This is a genomic window from Aureimonas psammosilenae (assembly GCF_009176975.1).
In the GTDB taxonomy this organism is placed as follows: Bacteria; Pseudomonadota; Alphaproteobacteria; order Rhizobiales; family Rhizobiaceae; genus Plantimonas; species Plantimonas psammosilenae.
Map to the genome: position 1 here is coordinate 152,059 of NZ_WEZG01000010.1, position 23,569 is coordinate 175,627.

A 23,569-nucleotide genomic window follows, 5' to 3' on the forward strand; every position below is an offset into this window, starting at 1 on the left:
GGATGGAGGACGACATCCTCTTTGCCATCGAAGGCGCGGTCGCCGTCATTACGCTCAACCGGCCGCAAAAGCTCAACGCCGTGACGCCGGCGATGGCGGACGCGATCGTTGACGCCGTGGAGCGGTGCAACGCCAGCGACGCGATCCGCTGCGTGATCGTCACCGGGGCGGGCGAACGGGCCTTCTGCGCCGGCTCCGACATCGCCACGCTCGACGCCTACGAGACCCCCTGGGCCTTCCGCAACCGCTCGGATTATTGCGACGCGATCCGCCGTCTCCTCAAGCCCTCGATCGCGGCCGTCAACGGCTACGCCTTCGGCGGGGGGCTGGAAACGGCGATGAGCTGCGACATCCGCCTCGCCTCCGCCAAGGCCGTGTTCGCCGCCCCCGAGGTCAAGCTCGGCTGGATCGGGGGCGGGGGCATGGCGGCCGGCCTCGCCCATTCCGTCGGTGCCTCCAACGCCGCGCTGATGCTGATGACCGGCGATCCGATCGACGCCGGGAAGGCCGAGCGCTGGGGCCTCGTCAGCGAGGTTCTCGCCCCGGACGCGCTCATGCCCCGCGCCCGCGCGCTCGCCGAGGTCATCGCCGCGCGTGCGCCCATCGCCGCCGAAACGGCGAAGGCGAACATCAAGGCCGCCTATGCCATGTCGCGCGAGCAGGCGACGGAATACGAGCGCGACCTCCAGACGATCTGCTTCGGCACCGCCGACGCGGCCGAAGGGCGCGCCGCATTCAAAGAGAAGCGTGCGCCCGTCTTCCGCCGGCGGTAGGGCGGGCACGCGTCAGACAAGGAGAACGCCGGAGCCCGACACCTTGCGGCGTTCGATCTCGGGCCAGTCCCAGGCGATCCCGAGACCCGGCGCTTCGCTCGGGATCGCGCAGCCTGCCTCGATGCGAAGGCCCTCCGTCGTGATCTCGTCGAGCTGGGGGATGTATTCGACGAAGCGCGCGTTCGGCACGGCGGCGCAGAGCGCGACGTGCAGCTCCATCAGGAAATGCGGGCACACAGCGACGTTGAAGCACTCGGCGAGATGGGCGACCTTCAGCCAGGGCGTGATGCCGCCGATGCGCCCGACATCGACCTGTACCACCGAGCAGGCGCCGCGCTGCAGGTATTCACGAAAGTGCGAGGGGCTGTAGAGGCTCTCGCCGACCGCGACGGGAAGCGTCGTCGCTTGCGACAGGCGGACATGGCCGTCGATGTCGTCGGCCGGCAGCGGCTCCTCCAGCCAGCCGATGTCGAGCGCCTCGTAGTGCCGCGCCCTGCGGATCGCCTCGTCAACGCGGAACGCCTGGTTGGCGTCGGTGAAGATCTCGAAGCCCGGCCCCACCGCCTCGCGCACCGCTGCGATGCGGGCGACATCCTCGTGGACGGGGCGCCCGACCTTCAACTTGGCGCCGGTGAAGCCCTCCGCCTTCGCCCGCAGCGCATCCTCGACCAGCGCCTCGACGGGCAGGTGCAGCCAGCCGCCCTCGGTCGTGTAGAGCGGCACGGATCCTTGAGCCCCGCCTGCGAGGCGGTGGAGGGGCAGGTTCGCGCGGCGGCAGCGAAGGTCCCAGAGCGCGGTGTCGATCGCCGCCATGGCGATGGCGGTGAGGGGGCCGACGGTGGTGGCGTGGGTCAGGAACAGGAGGTCGCGCCAGATCGCCTCGATCTCCCCCGCCTCGCGGCCGAGAATCGCGGGGGCGAGCGTCCTCTCGATCAGCGAGAGGACGGCCGGGCCGCCCGTGCCGATCGTGTAGCTGTAGCCGGTGCCGCTAACCCCGTCCGCGTCGGTGATGCGCACGATCGGCGTTTCCTGGCTGACGAAGCTCTGGATGGCATCGACCCGCTTCACTTTCGGCTGCAGGTCCACCATCAGGAACTCGACGCGCGCGATCCTCGCCATGGCGTCAGGCCTCCAGCCGGCGGCCGCTCGCCGCATCGAAGACGTGGAGATGGGCGAGGTCGAGGCGGAAAGCGAGCGTCTCGCCCGGTTGGACCACACGCGGATTCAGCATGCGCGACAGGACCTCGCGTCCGCCGAGCGGCAGGAAGAGGATCGTCTCGGTGCCGAGCGGTTCGGCGAGCGAGACGATGCGCTCCAGCCGCAGCGCCTCGCCGTCGCCGTAGAGAGCGTGGCCTTCCGGCGCCAGTGCATCCGGGCGGAAGCCGACGACGACCGGCTGGCCATCGTCGAGCGGCAGGGGGGCGAGCGGGATCCTCGTGCCGTCGGTCAGCACGGCGAAGGCGCGGCCCTCCCTTACCTCGGCGCGCGCTTCGAGCTGGTTCATCGGCGGCGAGCCGATGAAGCCCGCCACGAAGAGGTTCACCGGGCGCTCGAAAACCTCCGTCGGCGTTCCGACCTGTTCGATATGGCCGTCGCGCATGATCACGATCCGGTCGGCGAGCGTCATCGCCTCGACCTGGTCGTGCGTGACGTAGACGACGGTGGTCCTGACGCGCTGATGCAGCTTCTTGATTTCGACGCGCATCTGGCCGCGGAGCTTGGCGTCGAGATTCGACAAGGGCTCGTCGAACAGGAAGACGTCGGGCTCGCGCACGATCGCGCGCCCCATGGCGACGCGCTGGCGCTGGCCGCCGGAAAGGTTCGCCGGCAGGCGGTCCATGTAGGGGTCGAGGCCGAGGATGGCGGCCGCGTCCTTCACCCTTCGGTCGATCTCTGCTTGCGGCGTTCCGGCGATCTTGAGGCCGAAGGCGAGGTTCTCGGCGACGCTCATGTGCGGGTAGAGTGCGTAGCTCTGGAACACCATGGAGATGTTGCGCTCGCGCGGCGGCAGGGCGTTGACGACGCGCGCGCCGATTTCGATCTCGCCGCCGGAAATCTCCTCTAGCCCCGCGATCATGCGCAGCGTCGTCGACTTGCCGCAGCCGGACGGACCGACCAGCACGACGAACTCGTCGTGCGCGATCGCAAGGTCGATGCCGTGCACGGTCTCGACCGCTCCGTAGCGCTTGACGACCTTTCGGAGGGTGACGTTGGCCATGGGCGAATACTCTACTTCACGCCGCCGAAGGTGAGGCCGGCGATGAGGTGCTTCTGCACGACGAAGGTGAGGACGAGGGCCGGTACGATGATCAGGACGGCCATGGCGCTCATGCCGGCCCAGTCGACGGTGAACTGGGCGGTGAAGTCCATGAGCCCGACCGGCATGGTCTTGGACGCCGTGGTGCGGGTGAGCTGGCTTGCCAGCGCGTACTCGTTCCACGAGGTGAGAAAAGCGAAGATCGCGGCCGACGCCAGCCCCGAACGCGCCAGCGGAAATTCGATCCGCCAGAAGGCCTGCCAGCGCGTGCAGCCGTCGATCTGCGCGGCCTCCGAAAGGTCCACCGGGATCTGGCGGAAGAAACCATCGGTCAGCCAGATCGTGAAGGGGATGTTGATCGCGAGATAAACGAGGATCAGCCCGAAGGACGTGTCGAGGATGCCGAGCCGGCTCCACACGATGAAGAGCGGCAGCGACAGGGCGATGCCCGGCACCGTGCGCGACAGCATGAAGGAAACGAACAAGGCGGATTTCGCCTTGAAGCGGTAGCGCGCGAATGCGTAGCCGCCCATCATTCCGACAAGGATGGCGACCGCCGTCGAGGTCAGCGAGATCACGAGAGAGTTCAGGAAGTAGCGCGCGACCGGCAAGCCCTGCTGCTGCTCCGGCAGGAGGCCGAAGATGCCTTGAAAATTCGACAGCGTCGGGTTCTGCGGGATCCAGATCGGCGGGCGCGCAAGGATCTCGATATTCGGGCGGAAGGCCGTCAGCACCACCCAGAGGCCGGGGATGCAGAGAATTGACATCGCCACGAAGACGCCGAGGCGGATCAACCAGCGCTGCCAGGGCTTTTCGATGGTGAGGGGCCGCGCGCTCATTCCGCCCCTCCCATGTAGCGGCGGGCGTTGGCGAGCTTGCGGTAGAAGTAGACGGTGAAGAGGATGGAGGTGAGGATCGACACGTAGCCCATGGCGTTGGCGAGCCCCATCTGCGAGTTCTGGTAGCCCGTGCGCGCCATCAGGGTCCACAGGAGTTCGGTCCGCCCCGCCGGCCCCCCGTTCGTCATGATCCGCACCATGTCGTAGGCGCGCGCCACGTCCAGCGAGCGGATCGTCATGGCGATGAAGACGAAGGGCATGAGGAAGGGCAGGGTGATGTGGCGGAAGACCTGGATCGACCCGCAGCCGTCGACCTTCGCCGCCTCAATCGGCTCTTTCGGCAGCGCGAGGAGGCCGGAAAGGAGGAGGATCGCGAAGACCGAGGTCGACATCCAGACTTCCGCGGCCATGATCGAGAGGTTGGCGAGCGTTCCCTCCACCAGCCAGGGGATCGGCGTCTCGATCAGGCCGAGGTCGAACAGGGCGTTGTTGAGGAGGCCGACGGCGTCGTTGAAGATATACTTGAACTGGAAGCCGACGAGGATCGGCGAGAACATCATCGGGAACATCATCACCGTGCGCAGCGCTCGCTGGCCGACAGTGATCTGGTTGACGAGTAGCGCGAGGCCAAGGCCGAGCACGAGTTCCAGATTCAGCGTCACCGTGATGAAAAGGATGGTGCGCCCGAAGGCCCACCAGAAGTCGGCATTCTCCATCAGCCTGGCGTAGTTGCGCCAGCCGACAAAGGTGTAGAGCGTCGCCGGGCGCGTCAGGTTGTAGGGCGTGAAGCTCGACCACAGCGAGACGCAGAGCGGCACCGCGACGACGCCGAGGATCACGACGATCGCGGGCAGAAGCAGGAGATAGGGGATCGCGCGCGGCGAGCGGAGAAAGCGCATGGGTGTCCTGGGATGACAGGAAGGCGACCTCATGCCGCCGCGAGATGGTAGAACGGGGCGGCCGGAAGAGCCGCCTCGCCGCCCGCCGCTATTTGATCATGCCGGCGTCTTCGAGGATGGTCCGGGCCTCGTTCGCGGCCTGGTCGAGAGCGTCCTTGGCCGATTTCTCGCCGACGATCGCGGCCTGGAGTTGCGGCCAGATCACGTTGGAGACTTCGATCCACTGCGGCACCAGCGGGGGCGTGCGCGCCTCGCCGAGCGAGGACTCCCAGGTCTGGAACATGTCGGCCATGTAGGTGTCGCCGTCGGCCTTGAACTTCGCGACGACGTCCTCGAACACCTTGGTGCGGGTCGGGAGGTTGCCGGCGCTCGCCTCCAGCATCTCCGAATCGTAGTTCGTCATGAAGACGACGAAGGAAACGGCGGCGTCCTGCGTCGGGCAGTCCTTGGTGACGGAGAAGGAGTGCGAGCCGGACCAGCCGCCGCGCTTGCCGGACGCCCCGACGGGTGCGACCGCGAAGCCGACGTCGCCCGCGACCTTGGACGTTTCCTTGTTGTTGTAGAAGGCGGCGAAACCCGGCCAGTCGAGGTCGATCGCCATGGTGCCGGCGGCAAAGGCTTGGCCGATGTCGTCCCAGGTGTAGTTCACCGTGCCGGCGGGCACGGCCTTGGCCTTGTAGAGGTCGACGAACCATTGCACGGCTGCGACGCCCTCCGGCCCGTTGAAGGTCGGGTTCCAGTTCTCGTCGAACATGTCGCCGCCGTTGGCGCGCACCAGCTCCATGAAGCGCCCGGTCATGCCCTCGTCCTTGCCGGGAAACGCCGTGCCGTAGAGATTCGGCGGGCTGGAAAGGAAGATCGCTTGGCTCTTGTATTCCTCGTAGGTCTTCGGCGGGGCGAGGTCGGTGCCGAACTTCTCCTTGTACTTCGTTTGGATCGCTGGATCGCCGTAGACGCGCTTGTTGTAGTAGAGGTTGGAGACGTCGGTGACGCGCGGGAGCTGCACCAGCCGCCCGTCTATCTCGGCCGACTTAAGTGTGCCCGGCACGTAGAGGGCGAGTTCCTCGGCCGGTATCTTCTCCTTCAGATCAATGTAGATGTCGCCGTACTGGGGCGCGAAGCTCGTGTGATTGGAGGCGACGCACCAGTTGATCGTGCCCCCCGCGATATCCTGCTTGATCTCGCGGTCGAGGTCGAAGTGGTTCTTGGACGAGACGATCTCGACCTTGGCGCCCGTCAGCTTCTCCCACTCGGGAGTGCGCGTGTAGAGCTTCTCGTACTGCGTACCGCCGATGAGCTTCACCTTCAGCGTCGTGCCGTCGAACTTGCCGTAGTCGAAAGCGGCGAGCGCGGGGCTGGCTCCGGCCAGCGTGGTGCAGGCGACAAGCGCGCCCAGCATGTTTCGCAAAGACATTGGTTCCTCCCAGAACGCAGCTTGCCGGATTTTCCATATTTGAAAGATCAATTCGCAGGTAAGCACGGTGGCGCGGGTCCGGTCAACCGGTCACAATCAGCGCAAGACTCGCCATGAGCCGCGCGGGAGGAGAAGGAGCCCCGATGTCCAAGACGGACGAGACCAACGAACGCTACCGGGCGCCGGCCCTGGACAAGGGGCTCGACATCATCGAGCTTCTGTCGGGCGTCGAAGAAAGCATGTCGCAGTCCGAGATCGCCAAAGCGCTCGACCGCAGCTCGAACGAGATCTACCGCATGCTCGACCGCCTCGTGCGCCGGGGTTATGTCGCGCGCACCAGCGCGGACCGCTACGAGATGACGCTGAAGCTCTTCGGCCTTGCGCACCGTCACCCGCCGATGCGCCGGCTCGTCAGCCAGTCGCTGCCCGTCATGCGCTGCTTTGCCCGCGAGGCCGAGCAGTCCTGTCACATGACGGTCTACGACCGCGGCAGCCTTGTCGTGATCGCGCAGGTCGACGCGCCGGGATATTGGGGCATCGCGATCAGGGTCGGGTCGCATATCAGCCTCCTCAACACCGGCTCCGGCCACCTCCTTCTTGCGTTCGCCCCCCCCGCCGAGCGCGCATTGATGCTGGAAGAGCGTGAGGTGATGCCGCATGAGATCCGCGTCGCCGACTTCGACGAGAGGTTGAACCGGGTCCGCGCGCAGGGCTACGAGATGATGCCGAGCCAGCAGACGGCCGGCATCACCAACATTTCCATGCCTTTGATGGGGCCAAGTGGGCGGGTGCTCGCGGCCCTGACCTGCGCCCATCTCCCCCGCCTCGATGTCGACAACCCGCGCTCGACGGACGAGGTGCGCGAGCGGCTGGAAGCGGCTGCGCGCGAGATAACCGCCGCCGCCGGAGGCGATTGGCCTGATGGTCCCGAGGGAGGACGCGAATGACGATCATCGACACCCATCTCCACCTCGTCTACCCCGAGCGTTTCTCCTATCCCTGGCTGGAGGACGCGCCCAAGCTGAACCGCCCCTACCGGCTGGAGGACTACCTCGCCGAAGCGAGCCCGCTCGGGATTGAGGCGATGCTCCACATGGAGGTCGACGTCGCGCCGCGGGATCGCGAGCGCGAAACGGACTTCGCCCTGTCGCACGGCGCGCCGGTGATCGGCGCGCTCGCCGCCTGCCGGCCGGAGGAAGAGGGCTTTGCCATCGAGGCGGAGCGGCTGGCGGCAAAGCCCGGCGTGAAGGGCCTTCGCCGCATCCTCCACCAATCGCCGGACGCGCTTTCGCAGACCCCGCGCTTCGCCGAGAACCTGCGCCGCCTCGTCCCGCTCGGGCTTTCCTTCGACCTTTGTCTCCTCGCCCGCCAGCTTCACCTGGGCGTGGATCTGGCGGACGCCTGCCCGAACGTCTCGTTCGTGCTCGACCATTGCGGCGTGCCAGACATCGCGGGGGAGGCGCTCGATCCTTGGCGGGAAGGAATTTCGGCGCTCGCCGAGCGCGCCAATGTCTGCGTGAAACTTTCCGGCATCGTCGCCTATGCGAAACCCGACTGGACGGTCGAGGACCTCCGACCCTTCGCGGACCACGTCATCGCCGAGTTCGGTTTCGACCGGATCGTCTGGGGCAGCGACGCGCCCGTCTGTACCCTGACCGCCAGCCTCACCCGCTGGGTCGAGGCGACGCACGCGCTGCTCGACGACTGCTCAATGGACGAGAAGGCCGCAGTCTTGTCGGGCAACGCCCGGCGTATCTACCGACTCTAGCGGAGGGTTTTTATGCAACGCTACGGCGGCGTCATCGCGCTTCGACCCGAGCACAAGGCGGAATACCGCCGGCTCCATGCCGAGGTCTGGCCAAAGGTTCTTGCGACCATCTCGGCCTGCCACATCCGTAACTACACGATCTTCTTGCGCGAGCCGGAGGACCTGCTCTTTTCCGTCTACGAGTACCACGGCACCGACTACACGGCCGACATGGCGAAGATGGCTGCCGACCCGGTGACGCAGGACTGGTGGGCGCTCTGTATGCCGATGCAGGCGCCGCTGGACACGCGTGGGCACGGGGAATGGTGGGCCCCGATGCAGGAGGTCTTCCACCACGACTAACGCAGCCACTTGCACCATCGATCCGTATATGAAATCCTTATTCACATAAGAAGGATCATACGGAGGGGATCATGGGGGAGGCGCTGGCACAGGTCTGGTCGCGGCCGTCGGCACCGCGGCCGATCGTCGTGATCGGCGCCGGCACCATCGTCTCCGACGCCCACCTCCCGGCCTATCTCCTCGCCGAGCTTCCGGTCGCCGGCGTCTTCGATCTCGACGCGGACAAGGCCCGCGGCGTCGCCGGACGCTTCGGCGTCCCGGCCTTTGCGACGCTGGACGAAGCTTTGGCCGTGCGGGACGCCGTCTTCGACCTCGCGCTGCCGCCTTCCGCTCACCTCTCCGTGTTGAACCGACTGCCGGAGGGCAGCGCCGCGCTGCTCCAGAAGCCGATGGGCACGGACCTGTCCGAGGCGACCGCGATCCTGAAGGCTGTGCGCGAGCGCCGGCTCGTCGCTGCGGTGAACTTCCAGCTCCGCTTTGCGCCGATGATGCTGGCGCTGACCGACGCCGTCGCGAAGGGGCGGCTCGGCCGGCTGGTCGAGGTGGAGATGCACTCCAACGTCATGACGCCCTGGAGCCTTTGGCCGTTCCTCAAGGGCATGAAGCGCGTCGAGATCGCGGTGCATTCGATCCACTATCTCGACCTCATGCGCCATTTCCTCGGCGACCCGGCAGGGGTGCACGCCAAGACCCTCGGCCACCCGTCGAGCGACGTCGCGCAGACCCGCACCTCGGCGATCCTCGACTACGGCGACACCGTGCGGGCTGTGATGTCGATCAACCACAACCACGATTTCGGCCGCCGCTTCCAGGACTGCTCCTTCCGTCTCGAAGGCACGAATGGCGCGGCGGTCGCCAAGCTTGGCGTTAACCTCGACTATCCTCGCGGCGAGTCGGACGAGCTCTTGATCTGCGCACGCGGCGGGGGGTGGGAGAGCGTGCCGCTGGAAGGAGCGTGGTTCCCCCACGCCTTCATCGGCACCATGTCGAACCTCCAGCGCTTCGCGGCCGGTGAGGATATGCGCCTCGTGACGAGCGTCGAGGACGCCTTCGGCACCATGGCTCTCGTCGAGGCGTGCTTCGCCTCCAGCGCCGCGCCTGCGACGCCGCTCGCCCCGCTGCCCGAGGCCTGATGCCGTTCCTTGTCCAGTCCGTACCATCGGAGACCGCCTCCTATGCCCGCTGAAGACGCCCTGCCGCTCGATGGGCTTGTCGTCGTCGACATGAGCCAGTTCCTCAGTGGGCCTTACTGCTCGCTCCGCCTCCTCGACATGGGCGCGCGCGTCATTAAGGTCGAGCGCCCGGACGGCGGCGACCTGTCGCGCCGCCTCTACCTTTCCGACACCGAGATCGGGGGCGACTCCACGATTTTCCACGCGATCAATCGTGCCAAGGAGAGCTTTGCCGTCGACCTAAAGAACGAGGCGGATCTGAAGGCCCTGCGCACGCTGATCGCCAGGGCCGACGTGGTCATCCAGAATTTCCGCCCCGGCGTCATCGAGCGCCTTGGCCTCGACTACGAGGCGGTCAAGGCGATCAACCCCCGGGTTGTCTACGGTTCGATCACCGGCTACGGCAACGACGGTCCCTGGGTGAAGCGGCCGGGGCAGGACCTTCTCGCGCAGTCGCGCTCCGGCGTCATGTGGCTGAACGGTGACGAGACGCAGGGGCCCGTGCCCTTCGGCCTCGCGGTCGGCGATATGCTGGCGGGCGCGGCGCTTGCCCATGGCATCCTCGCCGCCCTCGTCGGGCGTGGCGTTACGGGCCGGGGGCGGCACGTCGAGACGAGCCTCCTCGAAGCGTTGGTCGACTTGCAGTTCGAGGTGCTGACGACGCATCTCAACGACGGTGGGCGCCTGCCGCGCCGCTCGTCCTTCCGCTCGGCGCACGCTTATCTCTCGGCGCCCTACGGTGTTTACCCGACGAGGGACGGTTTCCTCGCCCTCGCGATGACGCCGATCGCCAAGCTGGCGGACCTGTTGGCAATCGAAGATCTCGCCCCCTATCGCGACGACCCGGCGACCTGGTTCACCGCGCGCGACGAGATCAAGGCGATCCTCGCTCAGGTGCTGACTCGCGAAACCTCCGACCATTGGCTCGGTATTCTCGAGCCCGCCGACATCTGGTGCGCCAAGGTGCTGAACTGGGCCGAGCTGATGGAGCACGAGGGGTTCCGCACCCTCGACATGCTGCAGACGGTGACGCGGGGAGACGACGTCTCGATCCGCACCACGCGCGTGCCGCTTCGCTTCGACGGGCACCGGGCGGAGGTCACGGCGGCGGCGCCGCGCATCGGCGAGCATTCGGAACGCATTCGACGGGAGTTCGGCCTGTGACGATCCTTAAAGGCATGACCTGGAGTCACCCGCGCGGCATCGACCCGATGCTTGCCTGCTCACCACTCTTCGAGGCCAAGACCGGCGTCAAGGTCGAGTGGGACAAGCGCTCGCTACAGGATTTCGAGAGCTTTCCCGTTGAGGAGTTGGCGAAGGCCTACGACCTCCTCGTGATCGATCATCCTCATGTCGGCCAGATCACCGGTGAGAAATGCCTTCTTCCGCTCGACGTGGCCGGCCGCGAGGCCGAGCGGGAGGCGATGGAGGCTGGCAGCGTCGGTCCCTCTTACCGGTCCTATTTCTGGCACGGGCGGCAATGGGGCTTTCCCGTTGATGCAGCGACGCAGATACTCGCTTATCGTCCCGACCGCCTCGCTCGTGCGCCCGAGACAATTGAAGAGATCCGCGCCTTATCCCGCGAGAAGCGCCTCGCCTTGCCGCTTCGCTCGCCGCACGCGCTGATGACTTTCTTCACCCTCGCCGCCCATTTTGGCACTCCCTGCGCGGTGGAGCCGGGTCCCCTGATCGACCGGACCGCAGGCAAGGCTGTCTGGTCGCTTCTCGGTGAACTCGCTGAGAACCTCGATCCCGGCGACTTCGAGCGCGACCCGATCGCGGTCTACGAGCGCCTTGCCGAACCGGACTCGCCGGCCGACTGCACGCCCTACCTCTACGGCTACATTTCCTATGCGCGTGAGGGCTTCCGCGCCCGCCGCCTCGCCTTCGCAGACATCGTGCGGGCGAAAGGCCGAGAACCAGTTGGCGCCACGCTCGGCGGCACGGGCATCGCCGTCTCGGCCTTCTCGCGCCATCCGGTCGCGGCGCTCGACTTCGCCTATTTCATCGCCAGCGCGGAAACGCAGCGAGGGCCCTATGCGGCCGGCGGCGGCCAGCCGGGACACGCGGCGGCCTGGGAGGATGAGGCCGTCAACGTCCCCGTCCACAGTTTCTATCGGGACACGCGTGCGACGCTGGAGGGATCGTACCTCCGCCCCCGCCACAACGGCTACATGGCCTTTCAGGAAGCCGCCTCCCACCGCATTTCGGCGGGACTTCGGGCCAAGGAGCCGGCCAGCTCCGTGCTCGCCGACCTCGACAGGCTTTTCGCCGCGAGCTTTCAGGGTTAGGAGAGCGGCATGGAACGGCCTCGCCACTTCGAGGACTACACGCTCGGTGAAGAACGGCGCACGCATGGGCGCACAATTACCGAGACCGACTTCGTGGTTCATGCTGGGCACACCGGCGACTTTTTTCCGCATCACATGGACGCCGAGCACATGAAGGCCACGTCCTTCGGTCAGCGCATCGCGCACGGCACCATGACTTTTGCGATTGGCATAGGACTGACAGCGAGCGAGATCAATCCGCACGCTTTCACCTACGGCTACGAGCGCCTGCGCTTCCCGAAGCCTGTATTTATTGGCGACACGATTCACACGGTACTGACCGTCTCCGCCCTCGAACCCGACCCAAAGCGGCCGGATAAAGGGCGGGTGGTCGAAACCTGCCGGGTAGTTAACCATCGTGGCGAGACAGTGCTTGCGTGCGATCACGTTTTGCTAGCCCATAGGCGTAGTTCTTAGGGCGCATTAGAGCCCGTCCGGAAAGGGTTGAGTGACCGGGGCACGGCTGATTCCAGGAAGGTATCTGACGCCTGACCTGGAAGCGCCATCTCGACCCCGCCCACCCGACGGCAGCATAGCCGCATCACCTGCGATACGAAACCGATCTGACCGATGCCGAATGGGTGATCATCGAGCCCAAGCTGCCGGCGCCGCTGGAGGGAGGCCGTCCGGCGAAATGGTCTTTGCGCGAGATCGTCAACGCGATCTTCTATGTCCTGCGGGGCGGCATTCCCTGGCGCCTGATCCCGAAGGACCTGCCACCCAAAAGCACGGTGTTCGACCACTTCCGCCGCTTGCGTGACGAAGGCGTCTTCGCCCGGATCAACCATCGCCTTATCTGATGGACCGCGAGCGGGTTGGGCGCAAGGCCTCGTTCAGCGCTGCCGTGATCGACAGCCAAAGCGTCAAGACCACGGAGGCTGGTGGCCCGCGCGGCTACGATGCCGGGAAGAAGGTGAAGGGCAGAAAGCGCCAAGCCATGGTCGACACGGACGGGCGAGCCCTCGTTCTCGATCCTCAGTTTGCTAGCGTCCAGGACCGCGACGGCGCCGTTCCAGTTCTGCGCCTGTCGAAGCGGTCCTTCCCTTTCGTGACGAAAGCCTTCGCCGATGCCGGCTTTGCCGGCGAGCGGCCGCGCACTGCTACGCTGATCGACGTCGAGATCGTCAGAAAGCCGCTTGATCAGGTCGGTTCTGCCGTTCATCCCAGGCGCTGGGTCGTCGAGCGCTTCTTCGCCTGGATCAGCCGAAACCGGCGCCTTTGGAAGGATACCGAAGCCACCCCCGCTTCCGCCAGCGCCTTCCTCTACGCAGCCTCCGTCATGATCCTCCTACGCCGGATCGCGCGGACGGCGTGACTTTCCGGACGGACTCTAAGATGGCGGAAAGGTCGAGGACCGCTCGCACCGTATCGCGCACGAAACGCGCCATGTGCCCAAGCGCTACGAACTCATGCAGCGACGGTGGCAAAAGCCAGCCCTGCTCAACATCTCACGTTCGAAACACCTTCGTCATAAGACAAGTGAATCAGCATCAAGAACCAACGTCGAGCAGAATACTCGGACAGGCTCCTAGTTTGTACTCATCACGGGTTTAGTTGCCATCGCGCCCGTCGGCTTCGGGTTAAGCCATCGCGACTGGACGAGCAGAGACCTACGTACGCTGCCCGTCCATGCGCTCGACTGTTTCGAGCAGTTGGAGCGCGCGATGATCGGCACCAACCTGCCGGTGGACTCGCTTTTCGCGCCGCCTTCCCGCATCCTCGCGGCCATCCACGATATGGTCGCCGATCTCATGCCCGAAGAGCAGATCGCGATCCTGCGAGGCAACGCCGAGCTTATCTATAGCGCGGTCCGAGGTCCATGGCGCGTCCGTCATTGACTCGTAGCGGGAATAGCGCTGCACCTTTCCGGTGACGCGGCACGTTCCGCATCACGCATGAGGTGGCAAAGCCTCGCTGCCGCGACGCCGCGCTGCGAAATTGTCGAGAGCGCGGTGGTAGCGCAGCGAAAGCTGCGGGGCGAACAGCATGTAGAGAGGTGCTTCCCGCAAAGGCTCGACGCGCAGTGACAGTTCCCTTTCCGGCACGCCTAGCGCCCATTCGGAGAGTATTGAGCCCAGCATCGAACCGGTTGGGACGCCCCGGCCGGAGAGGCCGGTCAGCGCGACGACGCCGGGCGCGAGGCCGTAGAGTCGCGGCACGGTCTTCTTCTGCATGTCGAGTTCGCCGAACCAAAGATAGTCCCAGCGGATCTCCTCACGGATCTGCGGATGGAGCCATTTCAAGCGGTCGGTCATCACCTGTTTCGTATAGGCTATGTCCTGCCCACGCCGGCCCATCGGGAACATCGAAGCGACGATTCGCCCTTCTGCGTTGTATTTATAGACATAGATGTCGCCGCGCCCGTCATGGATCGTCGTGTTCCTCGGTAGGACGGTGCGGCGCGTTTCCTCCGACAAAGGGTGCGTCGCCGCCACGAAGACGCGCAGGATGCGGAAGGTCCGGTCGAGCTTCGGCCAGCCGCCGACCGTATAGGCGCCGCTCGTGAAGATCACTTTCTCCGCAAGCACCGAGCCATTGGGCGTCCGAACGCGCCAGCGCCCGCCTTCCTGCTCGACCCCGGAGACCGGCGAACGCGTGAACAGCCGGACGCCTTCCTGCATCGCGGCTCTCGCGAGACCCCGCGCATAGCTGAGCGGGTTGAGATGCCCGGCCTCCTCATGAAACCAGCCGGCGGTAAAACGCGGCGAGCCGGTGATCTCCTCGACTTCCGCCTTATCGATCAGCCGCGTCCGCGCGCCGACGGCGTTGTAGCTCGCTTCTTTCTCCCGCAGCACTTTGATGCCGCCTGGATGCAGCGCGCCCATCACATAGCCGTTCTGCACCCATTCGCACTGAATCTGGTAATCGCGGACCATCGCGCCGACCCGTTCGTTCGCCCGCGTCTGCCGCGCGATCAGCCGCTCGGCCCAAGGCTCACCCAGCATGCGGCGAAGGTTCGCCAGCGAGTAATGGGTGAAGGTCGGCGTGCAATGGCCGGCATTGCGCCCCGAGCCGCCGAAGCCCGTCTCCTGCGCCTCAAGGAGCACGACATCCGTTCCTGCCTTGGCGAGTTCGAGGGCCGTCGTCATGCCGGTATAGCCGGCACCGACGACGCAGACATCGGCTCTCGTCTCGCCTTCGAGCACCCCTGTCGCCGGTGCGGGTTCGGCGGTGGCATGCCAGAGGCTCGCATCGAAGGGCGAGAATCGGGGTGCCATGATTGTCCTCCTCAATGCATGTCGCTGCGCGCATCGAGCGCGTCGCGCAAACCGTCGCCGACGAAGTTGAATCCAGTGACCGCCAGCGTGATCGCGATGCCCGGCACAATGGCGAGCCAGGGCGCGCTTTGAAGATATTGCTGCGCCCCGTTCAGCATGTTGCCCCAGGAAGGGAGCGGCGGCTGGATGCCGTAGCCGAGGAAGCTGACATAGGCTTCGAGCAGGATCGCCCGTGCAACGGTGAGTGAGGCGGCGACGATGATCGGGCCGACGACGTTCGGCAGGATTTCGCGGAACATGATCCAGCCGCTGGAAAGACCGAGCATCCGCGCTGCCATGATGAAGTCACGCTCTCGCAAAGAGCGTACTTCGGAGGCGACGATGCGCGCGATTTCCATCCAACTCGTCACCGCAATGATGAGGGTGATCGTGTAGGGGCCGGGCTTGATGAAGGCGGCAAGCGCCAAGAGAAGGAAGATCGACGGGAAGGCCAGGAAGGCGTCGACGACGCGCATCAGCGCATTGCCGAGCCAGCCGCCGCGATAGCCAGCGACGATGCCTATCCCCATGCCGATGAGCGTCGAGATCAGCATGGCGAAGAAGCCGACGAGGAGCGAGATTCGCCCGGCCATGAAGAGTCTGGCAGCGACGTCACGCCCGAGCGGATCGGTGCCGAAGATATGCGCGCCTGAAAAGGGCGGGGCGAAGCGCGCGCGGATGTCGATTTGTAACTGGTTGTAGGGCAGGAGGTAGGGGCCGATAACACACGCAAGCGTCAGCACCGCGATGATCGTCAGCCCCACCATGGCGAGGCGATGACGAAGGAAGCGCTTCAGCGTGCGGTTGCGTTGAAGGAGCCCCGGCTTCGGGGCGGCGATGACGGCGAGGGGCGCGGCGTCGCTCATAGGTCGTTCCTCAAGCCAGACGAATGCGCGGATCGGCGATCGCGCTCAGAAGGTCGGCGAGAAGACTGCCGACGAGCACGAGCACCGCGGAGAACATCAGGAGCCCCATCACGACCGGATAGTCGTTGTAGCCGAGGCTATCGAGGAAGAGCCGCCCCATGCCGGGCCAGGTGAAGACCGTTTCGGTGACGAGCGCGCCGCCGAGGATCGTCGGAAGCTGCAGGCCGGCCAGCGTGATCATCGGCAAAAGGGCGTTGCCGACGACATGCTTGAAAAGCACGCGGCGACGCGTCAGGCCCTTGGCCCTGGCCGTCCGAACGAAATCCTGGTGGATCACGTCGAGCGTCGCGGTGCGCATGTAGCGGCTCCAGACCGCAACATCGACGAGCGCCAGGACGGTCGCCGGCAGCACGAGATGGTGCAGGTAGTCGGCGAGCGAGCCGTTGCCGATCGTGTACATGTTGCCGGCAGGAAACCAGCCAAGCTTCAGCGAGAAGAGGTAGATGGCGACGAGGCCGAACCAGAAGGTCGGCACCGAGAGCGCTACCATGGCCCCGACCGTCGAAGCGTAGTCGAAGGCGGAATGGCGGCGGATTGCGCCAAGAATGCCGATCGTCGTACCCAGGCCGACCGCGATGGCGGTCGAGGTGCCCATCAGGAGCAGTGTCGCCGGCAAATGGCCGAGGATGATCCCAAGCACCGGCTCGCCGCCGCGGAAGGAGCGGCCCCAATCGCCCTGGACGAGATGCCAGAGCCAGTCGGCATATTGGACGATCACCGGCCGATCGAGGCCCATCTGGGCGGCGATCCGGTCGAGGTCTTCCTTGGTGATGCCGGGCGTCAGCGCGAATTGCGACATCGGCCCGCCGGGCGCGAGAAGGAGAACGCTGTAGCCGATCAGCGAGACCAGGAAGAGAAGGACGATGCTCTGCCAGAGACGGCTGAGGAGGAAGCGGGACATGGCGGCATTCCCTCGGCTGGATGCGAAAGAAGGGCGGGCGGACCGGCGGGAGCGAGCGGAGGGCTCGCCCGCTCCCGTTCTTCAAATCATGAGGCGCGATACCATGTGCCGACGTTCCAGGTGTCGATGCGCGTGTTGACGTTCGGCTGGAAGCCAGTGACGCCCGCCTTGCGGCCGCGAACGGTGGTGTATTGGAACATAGGCAAGAGCGGCAGGTCGTGGCGCACCATTTCCTGGATCTTGAGGTAGGAGGTCTTGCGCTCTTCCGGCACGAAGGATTTGCCGCCCTCGGTGAGAAGCTTGTCCACCTCCGGGTTGGAATATTGCCAGTTGTTCTGTCCGGAGCCGCCCTTGGCATTGGTCGAAGCCGAGCCAAGATAGTCTGAAACATCCGGGTCCGGCCCCGTCAGGAAGTCGATGCCGACGACGACGGAATCGAATTGCGACTGCATCCAGTAGTCGCCCCACATCACGGCGGGCGGCAGGTTGGAGATCGTCATCTCGACGCCGATCTCCTGGAAGGACTGCTGCAGGAACTGCTGCACCTGCTCGCGGATATGGTTGCCGGCGGTAGTGGAATTGGTGAAGGCGAGGCGCACGCCGTCCTTCTCGCGGATGCCCCCCGCGCCCGGATTCCAGCCCGCCCCGTCGAGGATCGCCTTGGCCTTGTCGATCGAATATTCGTGTTTCGGTAGATCGGAATTGTAATAGAAGCTCTGCTGCGGCGTGTAGCTCTCGGTCGGCGTCGGCAGGCCGTAATAGAGCGCGTCGATGATCGATTGCTTGTCGATCGCGTGATAGAGAGCCTGCCGCACGGCGAGGTCCTGGAACTGCGGCTTGCCCATGTTCAAGGAGAAGGACTCGACCGTCGAGCCCGGCACCAGCGAGACTTCCGTCCCCGGCAGGGTTTTCGCCTCCTCGTAATGATCGGGCGTGATCCATTGCAGGCCGGTGACGTCGATGTCGCCGGATTTGAACTGGGTGTAGAGGACGTTGAGGTCCGGAATGTACTTGTAGATCAGCCGCTCGATATAGGGGCCGTCGCCGAAATAATCGGCATTGGCGGCAAGCTGGATATTGTCGCCTGCGGTGCGGCTGACCCATTTGAACGGCCCGGTGCCGATCGGCGCGTTGTTGAAGGGCGCGGTGTTCTTGTCGGCGACGCCCTCGAAGGCGTGCTTCGGCACGATGAAGGTCGCGGCGAGAAGGGAAGGGTAGGGCGCGTAGGTCTTTTCCATCCGCCAGGTGATCTCGGTCGGCGAGACGACCTTCAGGTCACGGATCAAGTCATGGCCGGTGCGGCGCGCGGCGCGGAAGTTCGGATCGACCAGAAGCTCCAGCGTGAACTTCACGTCCTCGGCGGTGAAGGGCTTGCCGTCGTGCCATTTCACGCCGTCGCGCAACTTGACCTTCCATTGCAGGCCATCGGCGGAGATGCCCCCATTCTCAACGGTCGGCACCTCGGCCGCGAGGCCGGGGAAGAACTTGCCTTCCGGATCGACCGCGAAGAGCGGATCGAAGACGCTGAAATGGATGCCTTCGTCCACCTCGATATGCAGCATGTGCGGGTTGAAGACCGTCGGCTCCTGGCTGAAGGCGACGACAAGCTGACCGGTCGGTGCGGACGGCGGCGTCGCGGCGAGCGCCTTATCACGGCCGAAAAGGCCCGGCATCACGATGCCAGCGGAGCCGAGGGCCATGAGCCCGAGCGTCTGCCGGCGGTTCGGGCGGAAGGAGGGTCGATCAGCGTCAGTCATGCCATTCCCCTTTGTGTGCCAGATAGGTGCCGTCATGCCCGGCCCTCAGAGCCAGGAATTGTCGTCAGAATCCGCTGATCAGTTCGATCTTGGAGCCGTCCGAGAAGCGGGAGAAGCGGAAGTCGGCCGGATCGACCATGGGCGTGCGTCCGGTGACGAGGTCGGCCATCAGTTTGCCGGCGGCCGGCCCGATGCCGAAGCCATGGCCGGAAAAGCCTGTCGCGATGTGGAAGCCGGGAATGGCGTCGACGGGCGAGATGACGGGCACGGCGTCCGGCGTCACGTCGATATAGCCGGCCCAGCTTTGCGCGATCTCGGCCTGCTCGAAAAAGGGATAGTGCCGCTTCAAGGCGGAAACGAACTTGTCGGTCATCACCTTGGAGGGTTTGGGGTCGAGGACGCGCGCATATTCGAAGGGCGAGGCCTCGTCCAAGGCCCAGTTGCGGGGGATGCGAACCTCGTCGAGGAAGCGCCCGGCGAGGCGGAAGTTGAGCGAGCGCCACTCTTCCTTCAGCGCCGGCAGGAAGGCTTTCGCATAGCGGAAGGAGGCCGGCACCAGATCGACGATGTTCTCGTGGCCGGAGGCGACGGTGTAGCCGCCGTCGCGGCGCTTGCGGAAGGCGAAGTCCTTGTGCCACAGCGCCTGCGTCGGACCGCCTTCGAGCGGCTTGGTTCTCACCACCGTGTTCATGACCTTCAGCTGCGGCAGGTCGATGCCGAAGCGGCCGGAAAAGAGGTTCGACCACGCTCCACCGGCCAGCACTACCGAGGAGCAGGCGATGGAGCCGCGTTCGGTAACGACGCCGCAAACGCGCCCGCCGGCCGTCTCGATGCCGCGCACCGCGCATTCGGTGAGGACATGCGCGCCCTTGTCGCGCGCCGCTTCCGCGATGGCGGGCGCGGCCTTCTGCGGCTCGGCCCGACCGTCCGCCGGCGTGTAGAGTGCGCCCTTCACGTCGAATGCGGAGCCCGGCATCATTTCTTCCAGTTCGCGGGCTGAAAGCATGTGGTGCTCGAGCTGGTAGGGTTCGAGATTGCGGCCCCAGCGCTCGTGTTCGGCCATGCTCTTGTCGTCGGCGCAGGTGAAGACGATGCCGGCGCGCGTATATCCGGTCGGCCGGCCGATGCGGGCGTCCATTCCCTGCCAGAGCCGCAGCGCCTCTGCCATCAGCGGCACCTCGCGCGGGTCGCGCCGTGAGATGCGCACCCAGCCCCAGTTGCGGCTCGACTGCTCGTGGCCGATGCCGCCCTTTTCGCAAAGCGCCACCGAGACGCCGCGCTCGGCGAGTTCCAGCGCCGTGGACGTGCCGATGATGCCGCCGCCGATGACGACGACATCGACCTTCTCGGGAAGTTCCGCATCGCCGTGGAACGGATCGACAAAAGGACCGGGCATCAGAAGAATTCCTCGAGCTGGCAGTTCACGGCGAATTCCGCGACGCTCGCCGTGTTGGAGAGGCTGATCAGCATGGCGACGACATCGGCCAGTTCCCCCGGATCGGTCATCGCCGCGTCCGGCCGGCCGGAGATCGGCCGCGCCATGTCGGTGGCGACGAAACCGGGGCAGACGGCCGTCGCCCGGATGCCGCGATCGAAGCCGGCCTGCCGGATGCCGTGGGCCAGCGCGACGGCGGCGAATTTCGTCATGGCGTAGAGGCCGGACTTCGCCGACTTCACGCGCTTGCCGGAAAGGGAGGCGATGACGATCACGCGGCCCCGGCCCGTCGCAGCCAAGGGCTCGAAGGCGGCCTTCGCCAGCCGGCGCGGCGCCTTGACGTTGACGGCGAGCATGGCGTCGAACTCCTCGTCTTCCGCCTCGATCACCGTCTTGCCGATCATCAGCCCGGCATTGGCGACAATTGCGTCGATCCGGCCGAAGCGTCGGAGCGCCGCGGCAACCCATTCGTCTTCGCCGCCCTCCGCCGCGTCGTAGCGTTGGAGATGTGTGCGGCTTTCGTCGGCGAAGTCCGGCAGCGCCGGCTCGCGCATGCCGAGCGATAGGCTCCAACCGTCCGCCGCGAGCCGCCGCGCGATGGCGAGACCGATGCCGCGTGACGCGCCGGAGATAAGGGCGACCTTCGTCATACCGTCTTCCTCTTGCGCACGATCCGCCAGTAGATGCGGCGCAGCACCGCCATCGCGGCGTCGTAGTCGGCGTCGTCGATATCGGCGAAGAAGTCGCGGGAGCCGGCGACGATCGTGCGGACCTCGTCCGCTAGTGCCTCGCCCTTTTCGGTCAGGAAAAGCGCCTGGGCTCTCGCGTCCTCGGCCGTCTCGCGCCTTAGGAGGCCATGCGCCTCCATGTCGTCGAGGACGCGGCCCATCGCGGACCGGTCCTTCAAGATCACGTCGGCGATCACGGAGGGGCGGATGCCTGGATGGCGCTGTACCAGGAAGAGCGTCGTGATCTTGCCGGTGCCGCGCGCGACGTCGAGCCCTTCCAGGCGCTGGTCGAGATCGCGGGTAACGGCGATGTTGATCGAGCGGATGAAGTAGCTAAGCGTCCCGTCCAAAACGCCGAGATCGACATCCTCGGCTCGCAAGGGAGCTGGGTCGATCCGAACCGGCGATTTCGCATCATCCGCCATGAATACCTCGGACATACCTCTCCCGTTCGGCTTCCCGTTAGGGAAGACGGCGTTTCCGGCGGGCCGGAACTGCAGGAAAAGCGGCTTCGATGCCTCGACTATTCACCTGTTAGTGGACGAGCACAACTAATTTTTCGTCGGTGTAGAGCTTTTATTTGGCATTGCCAAAGTTTGCATAGATCGTAGGCATTAGTCGCGCCCGCATGCCTACGAACCGACCCGCTTGGCAGGCAACTCATTCAGACTGATAAGGCGGTAGGCACTGGCCCGTCAGGCGACGGCAGCATCCCACTCGGTGCCTGGAATGGCAGCGATCAGGCATCGCGTGTAATCGTGCTCCGGCGCATGGAAGATTTGCGCGGGCGGGCCGAATTCCACCATGCGCCCGCGATGCATAACGCCCACCTCGTCGCAAAGCCGACTCGCCACGCGCAGGTCGTGGGTAATAAAGATCATCGCCACCCCCGTCTCGCGCTGGATCGCCTCCAGAAGGTCAAGGATCTGCGCCTGGATCGAGACGTCGAGCGCCGAGACGGCCTCGTCGGCGACGATGAGGATTGGATCGAACATCAGCGCCCGCGCGATGCCGACACGCTGGCGTTGGCCGCCGGAAAATTCATGAGGGAAGCGGTCGTAGGCCCCGGCGTCGAGGCCGACACGGCCAAGAAGATCGAGGGCCTTTCGCCGCGCCTCGGCCGTCGGCACGCCATGCGCCGCCGGCCCGGCGGTGAGGATGCCCCCAATCGTCATGCGCGGGTTCAGTGACGCAAAGGGGTCTTGGAAGATCATCTGGATATAGGGCCGCAGCCGGCGGAAATCCTCTTGCCTCATGCCGGCAACCTCCCGGCCGTCGAAATGTATCTTGCCGCCATCCGCCTCCAGCAGCTTCATCACGAGCCGGCCGAGCGTCGACTTGCCGGAGCCGGACTCGCCGACGATGCCGACCGTCTGGCCCTTGCGCACCGTGAAGGAGACATCGTCCACAGCCTTCACCTCGCGCCCCTTCCCGAAGAGCGAGCCGGAAAGCTGGTAGGTCTTCCTGAGGTTGCGGACGTCGAGCACGACCGGGCCGTCCTCGTTGGCGGCGCGGGTCTCGCCGCGCATCTTCGGCACCGCTGCGATGAGACGGCGCGTATAGGGATGGGTCGGATGACCGAGGACGGTTTCCGCCGGCCCTTCCTCGACCATCGCGCCTTTCTCCATGACGATCACCCGGTCGGCGATGTCGGCGACGACGCCGAAATCATGGGTGATGAACATGACGCCCATCCTCTTGCGGCTTTGCAGGCGGGCGATGAGATCGAGGATCTGCGCCTGCGTCGTGACGTCCAGCGCCGTCGTCGGCTCGTCGGCGATGAGGATTTCGGGGTCGAGCGCCAGCGCCATCGCGATCATCACGCGCTGGCGCTGTCCGCCGGAGAGACGGAACGGATATTGGTGGCGGAGCGTCCCCGGCTCCGGCAGCCCGACCTCTCCTAGAAGTTCGAGAACGCGCGCCGTCCGGTCCTTCGGGGCATGACCGGGATGGGCTGTCAGCACTTCCTCGATCTGCGCGCCGATCGTCATCAGAGGGTTCAGTGCCGAAAGTGGGTCCTGGAACACGATGGAGACGATGCGGCCGCGCAAAGAACGCAGGTCCCGCGCCGGGGCGGCGAGAATGTCCGTCTCCTTCAAACGGATGCGGCCGGCTTCGATCGTCAGCGTCGGCGGCAGGAGGCCCATCACGGCATTGGCCGTCACCGACTTGCCGGAACCGGACTCGCCGATAATGCAAAGGATTTCGCCCTCGTTGAGAGTGAAAGAAATGTCCCTCACCGCGTAACGGCGATCCATTCCGCCAGGCAGCGCAACCGTCAGGCCCTCCACTTCGAGAATTGGGGTCTGAGAGGAAGATATGTTCGACATAGTCGGACCTCTGCATGGGGTGCTGCGCGACCAGACTGATCGTCGAAGCTCCAACATGCAAGGAGCATGCCGCCTTAGCAGATGCTTCTAGAAGTCGCCGGGCACCACAAACGTCGCTGACAAGCCCATCACGCAGCAGATTTGAACCGGGCCGCGTAGATGTTTGGTCCCAGCATGTAGGTGCGACATCTGCTTTTGTCGTGAACTGAACGGCAGCTTTCCCGCATCGGCTAGCCAGAAGCGGGCATCCCGCTTTCGGCCCTCCACGGAATTCGGCTTGAACAGCCGGGGAGGGTGGATGAACGAACCCGCTTCCGCGGGAAGGGCGGCGGCTTCGTCGTTTGCGGAATGATGCGAGCGCGTTGCGCTGATTGAGCGTCGCCCGGTGCGGGCGGACGATCCCGGCTCCTTTACCCGGACGGAGCCTTCCCATGACGACCT

At 65.5% G+C, this 23,569-nt stretch carries 23 protein-coding genes and 1 pseudogene; 10 read left to right on the forward strand and 14 right to left on the reverse strand.

Annotated features, from left to right (window positions below; all coding sequences use genetic code 11):
- The first annotated feature begins 2 nt into the window (after positions 1 to 2).
- Positions 3 to 773 (forward strand): enoyl-CoA hydratase/isomerase family protein, encoded by a 771-nt coding sequence (locus F9929_RS17245; RefSeq protein WP_152047796.1) that lies wholly within the window; start codon positions 3 to 5, stop codon positions 771 to 773.
- Between the two features lie 12 nt (positions 774 to 785).
- Here the strand turns inward: F9929_RS17245 and F9929_RS17250 are convergent, their stop codons facing one another.
- The 5 genes from F9929_RS17250 to F9929_RS17270 all read right to left on the reverse strand — a co-directional run bounded on the left by F9929_RS17250 (position 786) and on the right by F9929_RS17270 (position 6,182).
- The gene (locus F9929_RS17250) at positions 786 to 1,892 is read right to left on the reverse strand and encodes a mandelate racemase/muconate lactonizing enzyme family protein (protein ID WP_152047797.1); all 1,107 of its coding nucleotides are present in this window, start codon (positions 1,890 to 1,892) and stop codon (positions 786 to 788) included.
- A gap of 4 nt (positions 1,893 to 1,896) precedes the next feature.
- A complete protein-coding gene (locus tag F9929_RS17255; RefSeq protein WP_152047798.1) occupies positions 1,897 to 2,991 on the reverse strand; it encodes an ABC transporter ATP-binding protein in 1,095 nt (364 codons plus the stop codon).
- Between the two features lie 11 nt (positions 2,992 to 3,002).
- Positions 3,003 to 3,869, reverse strand: a complete 867-nt coding sequence (locus tag F9929_RS17260) for a carbohydrate ABC transporter permease (RefSeq protein ID WP_152047799.1) — start codon at positions 3,867 to 3,869, stop codon at positions 3,003 to 3,005.
- On the reverse strand, positions 3,866 to 4,768 hold the full coding sequence (locus F9929_RS17265) for a carbohydrate ABC transporter permease (RefSeq protein WP_152047800.1): 903 nt from the start codon (positions 4,766 to 4,768) through the stop codon (positions 3,866 to 3,868). Before F9929_RS17265 ends, F9929_RS17260 begins: the two co-directional genes overlap by 4 nt.
- 88 nt (positions 4,769 to 4,856) lie before the next feature.
- Entirely contained in the window at positions 4,857 to 6,182 is a 1,326-nt protein-coding gene (locus F9929_RS17270; RefSeq protein WP_152047801.1) for an ABC transporter substrate-binding protein, read from the reverse strand.
- 143 nt (positions 6,183 to 6,325) lie between these two features.
- Here F9929_RS17270 and F9929_RS17275 point away from each other — a divergent pair, with 143 nt between their 5' ends.
- The 9 genes and pseudogenes from F9929_RS17275 to F9929_RS24115 all read left to right on the forward strand — a co-directional run bounded on the left by F9929_RS17275 (position 6,326) and on the right by F9929_RS24115 (position 13,632).
- A complete protein-coding gene (locus F9929_RS17275) occupies positions 6,326 to 7,129 on the forward strand; it encodes an IclR family transcriptional regulator (protein WP_152047802.1) in 804 nt (267 codons plus the stop codon).
- Entirely contained in the window at positions 7,126 to 7,950 is an 825-nt protein-coding gene (locus F9929_RS17280) for an amidohydrolase family protein (protein ID WP_152047803.1), read from the forward strand. Before F9929_RS17275 ends, F9929_RS17280 begins: the two co-directional genes overlap by 4 nt.
- Before the next feature lie 12 nt (positions 7,951 to 7,962).
- Positions 7,963 to 8,292 carry an L-rhamnose mutarotase gene (locus F9929_RS17285; RefSeq protein ID WP_152047804.1) on the forward strand — a complete coding sequence of 110 codons (330 nt, stop codon included), beginning with the start codon at positions 7,963 to 7,965 and terminating at the stop codon, positions 8,290 to 8,292.
- A gap of 71 nt (positions 8,293 to 8,363) precedes the next feature.
- Positions 8,364 to 9,425 carry a Gfo/Idh/MocA family protein gene (locus F9929_RS17290; protein WP_152047805.1) on the forward strand — a complete coding sequence of 354 codons (1,062 nt, stop codon included), beginning with the start codon at positions 8,364 to 8,366 and terminating at the stop codon, positions 9,423 to 9,425.
- 42 nt (positions 9,426 to 9,467) lie between these two features.
- Positions 9,468 to 10,628: a CaiB/BaiF CoA transferase family protein gene (locus F9929_RS17295; protein WP_152047806.1), complete on the forward strand. Its 1,161-nt coding sequence runs from the start codon at positions 9,468 to 9,470 to the stop codon at positions 10,626 to 10,628.
- A gap of 14 nt (positions 10,629 to 10,642) precedes the next feature.
- Positions 10,643 to 11,755 carry a type 2 periplasmic-binding domain-containing protein gene (locus F9929_RS17300; protein ID WP_152047807.1) on the forward strand — a complete coding sequence of 371 codons (1,113 nt, stop codon included), beginning with the start codon at positions 10,643 to 10,645 and terminating at the stop codon, positions 11,753 to 11,755.
- 9 nt (positions 11,756 to 11,764) lie between these two features.
- Positions 11,765 to 12,211 (forward strand): MaoC/PaaZ C-terminal domain-containing protein, encoded by a 447-nt coding sequence (locus F9929_RS17305; RefSeq protein ID WP_152047808.1) that lies wholly within the window; start codon positions 11,765 to 11,767, stop codon positions 12,209 to 12,211.
- 87 nt (positions 12,212 to 12,298) lie between these two features.
- A pseudogene (locus tag F9929_RS17310) lies at positions 12,299 to 13,109 on the forward strand (IS5 family transposase).
- A 349-nt stretch (positions 13,110 to 13,458) separates the two neighbouring features.
- Positions 13,459 to 13,632: a hypothetical protein gene (locus tag F9929_RS24115; RefSeq protein WP_193227813.1), complete on the forward strand. Its 174-nt coding sequence runs from the start codon at positions 13,459 to 13,461 to the stop codon at positions 13,630 to 13,632.
- A gap of 51 nt (positions 13,633 to 13,683) precedes the next feature.
- Here F9929_RS24115 and F9929_RS17320 read toward each other — a convergent pair whose 3' ends face one another.
- The 9 genes from F9929_RS17320 to F9929_RS24320 all read right to left on the reverse strand — a co-directional run.
- A complete protein-coding gene (locus F9929_RS17320) occupies positions 13,684 to 15,012 on the reverse strand; it encodes an NAD(P)/FAD-dependent oxidoreductase (protein WP_152047810.1) in 1,329 nt (442 codons plus the stop codon).
- Positions 15,013 to 15,023: 11 nt separating this feature from the next.
- Complete coding sequence (locus tag F9929_RS17325) at positions 15,024 to 15,917, reverse strand: ABC transporter permease (RefSeq protein WP_152047811.1); 894 nt, start codon at positions 15,915 to 15,917, stop codon at positions 15,024 to 15,026.
- Positions 15,918 to 15,927: 10 nt separating this feature from the next.
- Positions 15,928 to 16,878 carry an ABC transporter permease gene (locus F9929_RS17330; protein WP_152047812.1) on the reverse strand — a complete coding sequence of 317 codons (951 nt, stop codon included), beginning with the start codon at positions 16,876 to 16,878 and terminating at the stop codon, positions 15,928 to 15,930.
- Between the two features lie 86 nt (positions 16,879 to 16,964).
- Entirely contained in the window at positions 16,965 to 18,635 is a 1,671-nt protein-coding gene (locus tag F9929_RS17335) for a peptide ABC transporter substrate-binding protein (protein ID WP_152047813.1), read from the reverse strand.
- Between the two features lie 64 nt (positions 18,636 to 18,699).
- A complete protein-coding gene (locus F9929_RS17340) occupies positions 18,700 to 20,031 on the reverse strand; it encodes an NAD(P)/FAD-dependent oxidoreductase (protein WP_152047814.1) in 1,332 nt (443 codons plus the stop codon).
- Positions 20,031 to 20,720 carry an SDR family NAD(P)-dependent oxidoreductase gene (locus tag F9929_RS17345; protein WP_152047815.1) on the reverse strand — a complete coding sequence of 230 codons (690 nt, stop codon included), beginning with the start codon at positions 20,718 to 20,720 and terminating at the stop codon, positions 20,031 to 20,033. Before F9929_RS17345 ends, F9929_RS17340 begins: the two co-directional genes overlap by 1 nt.
- Positions 20,717 to 21,238 carry a MarR family winged helix-turn-helix transcriptional regulator gene (locus F9929_RS17350; RefSeq protein ID WP_328596000.1) on the reverse strand — a complete coding sequence of 174 codons (522 nt, stop codon included), beginning with the start codon at positions 21,236 to 21,238 and terminating at the stop codon, positions 20,717 to 20,719. The genes F9929_RS17345 and F9929_RS17350 overlap by 4 nt, the downstream gene beginning before the upstream one ends.
- A gap of 255 nt (positions 21,239 to 21,493) precedes the next feature.
- The gene (locus F9929_RS17355; protein WP_152047816.1) at positions 21,494 to 23,128 is read right to left on the reverse strand and encodes an ABC transporter ATP-binding protein; all 1,635 of its coding nucleotides are present in this window, start codon (positions 23,126 to 23,128) and stop codon (positions 21,494 to 21,496) included.
- Positions 23,129 to 23,215: 87 nt separating this feature from the next.
- The coding region (locus F9929_RS24320; protein ID WP_210251355.1) for a hypothetical protein at positions 23,216 to 23,569 on the reverse strand (354 nt) is incomplete at its 5' end.

Bases quoted from the DNA above. Each gene is read 5' to 3' on its own strand.
- F9929_RS17245 (WP_152047796.1), top strand. From the start codon at position 3: ATGGAGGACGACATCCTCTTTGCCATCGAAGGCGCGGTCGCCGTCATT.
- F9929_RS17250 (WP_152047797.1), bottom strand. From the start codon at position 1,892: ATGGCGAGGATCGCGCGCGTCGAGTTCCTGATGGTGGACCTGCAGCCG.
- F9929_RS17255 (WP_152047798.1), bottom strand. From the start codon at position 2,991: ATGGCCAACGTCACCCTCCGAAAGGTCGTCAAGCGCTACGGAGCGGTC.
- F9929_RS17260 (WP_152047799.1), bottom strand. From the start codon at position 3,869: ATGAGCGCGCGGCCCCTCACCATCGAAAAGCCCTGGCAGCGCTGGTTG.
- F9929_RS17265 (WP_152047800.1), bottom strand. From the start codon at position 4,768: ATGCGCTTTCTCCGCTCGCCGCGCGCGATCCCCTATCTCCTGCTTCTG.
- F9929_RS17270 (WP_152047801.1), bottom strand. From the start codon at position 6,182: ATGTCTTTGCGAAACATGCTGGGCGCGCTTGTCGCCTGCACCACGCTG.
- F9929_RS17275 (WP_152047802.1), top strand. From the start codon at position 6,326: ATGTCCAAGACGGACGAGACCAACGAACGCTACCGGGCGCCGGCCCTG.
- F9929_RS17280 (WP_152047803.1), top strand. From the start codon at position 7,126: ATGACGATCATCGACACCCATCTCCACCTCGTCTACCCCGAGCGTTTC.
- F9929_RS17285 (WP_152047804.1), top strand. From the start codon at position 7,963: ATGCAACGCTACGGCGGCGTCATCGCGCTTCGACCCGAGCACAAGGCG.
- F9929_RS17290 (WP_152047805.1), top strand. From the start codon at position 8,364: ATGGGGGAGGCGCTGGCACAGGTCTGGTCGCGGCCGTCGGCACCGCGG.
- F9929_RS17295 (WP_152047806.1), top strand. From the start codon at position 9,468: ATGCCCGCTGAAGACGCCCTGCCGCTCGATGGGCTTGTCGTCGTCGAC.
- F9929_RS17300 (WP_152047807.1), top strand. From the start codon at position 10,643: ATGACCTGGAGTCACCCGCGCGGCATCGACCCGATGCTTGCCTGCTCA.
- F9929_RS17305 (WP_152047808.1), top strand. From the start codon at position 11,765: ATGGAACGGCCTCGCCACTTCGAGGACTACACGCTCGGTGAAGAACGG.
- F9929_RS24115 (WP_193227813.1), top strand. From the start codon at position 13,459: ATGATCGGCACCAACCTGCCGGTGGACTCGCTTTTCGCGCCGCCTTCC.
- F9929_RS17320 (WP_152047810.1), bottom strand. From the start codon at position 15,012: ATGGCACCCCGATTCTCGCCCTTCGATGCGAGCCTCTGGCATGCCACC.
- F9929_RS17325 (WP_152047811.1), bottom strand. From the start codon at position 15,917: ATGAGCGACGCCGCGCCCCTCGCCGTCATCGCCGCCCCGAAGCCGGGG.
- F9929_RS17330 (WP_152047812.1), bottom strand. From the start codon at position 16,878: ATGTCCCGCTTCCTCCTCAGCCGTCTCTGGCAGAGCATCGTCCTTCTC.
- F9929_RS17335 (WP_152047813.1), bottom strand. From the start codon at position 18,635: ATGACTGACGCTGATCGACCCTCCTTCCGCCCGAACCGCCGGCAGACG.
- F9929_RS17340 (WP_152047814.1), bottom strand. From the start codon at position 20,031: ATGCCCGGTCCTTTTGTCGATCCGTTCCACGGCGATGCGGAACTTCCC.
- F9929_RS17345 (WP_152047815.1), bottom strand. From the start codon at position 20,720: ATGACGAAGGTCGCCCTTATCTCCGGCGCGTCACGCGGCATCGGTCTC.
- F9929_RS17350 (WP_328596000.1), bottom strand. From the start codon at position 21,238: ATGTCCGAGGTATTCATGGCGGATGATGCGAAATCGCCGGTTCGGATC.
- F9929_RS17355 (WP_152047816.1), bottom strand. From the start codon at position 23,128: ATGTCGAACATATCTTCCTCTCAGACCCCAATTCTCGAAGTGGAGGGC.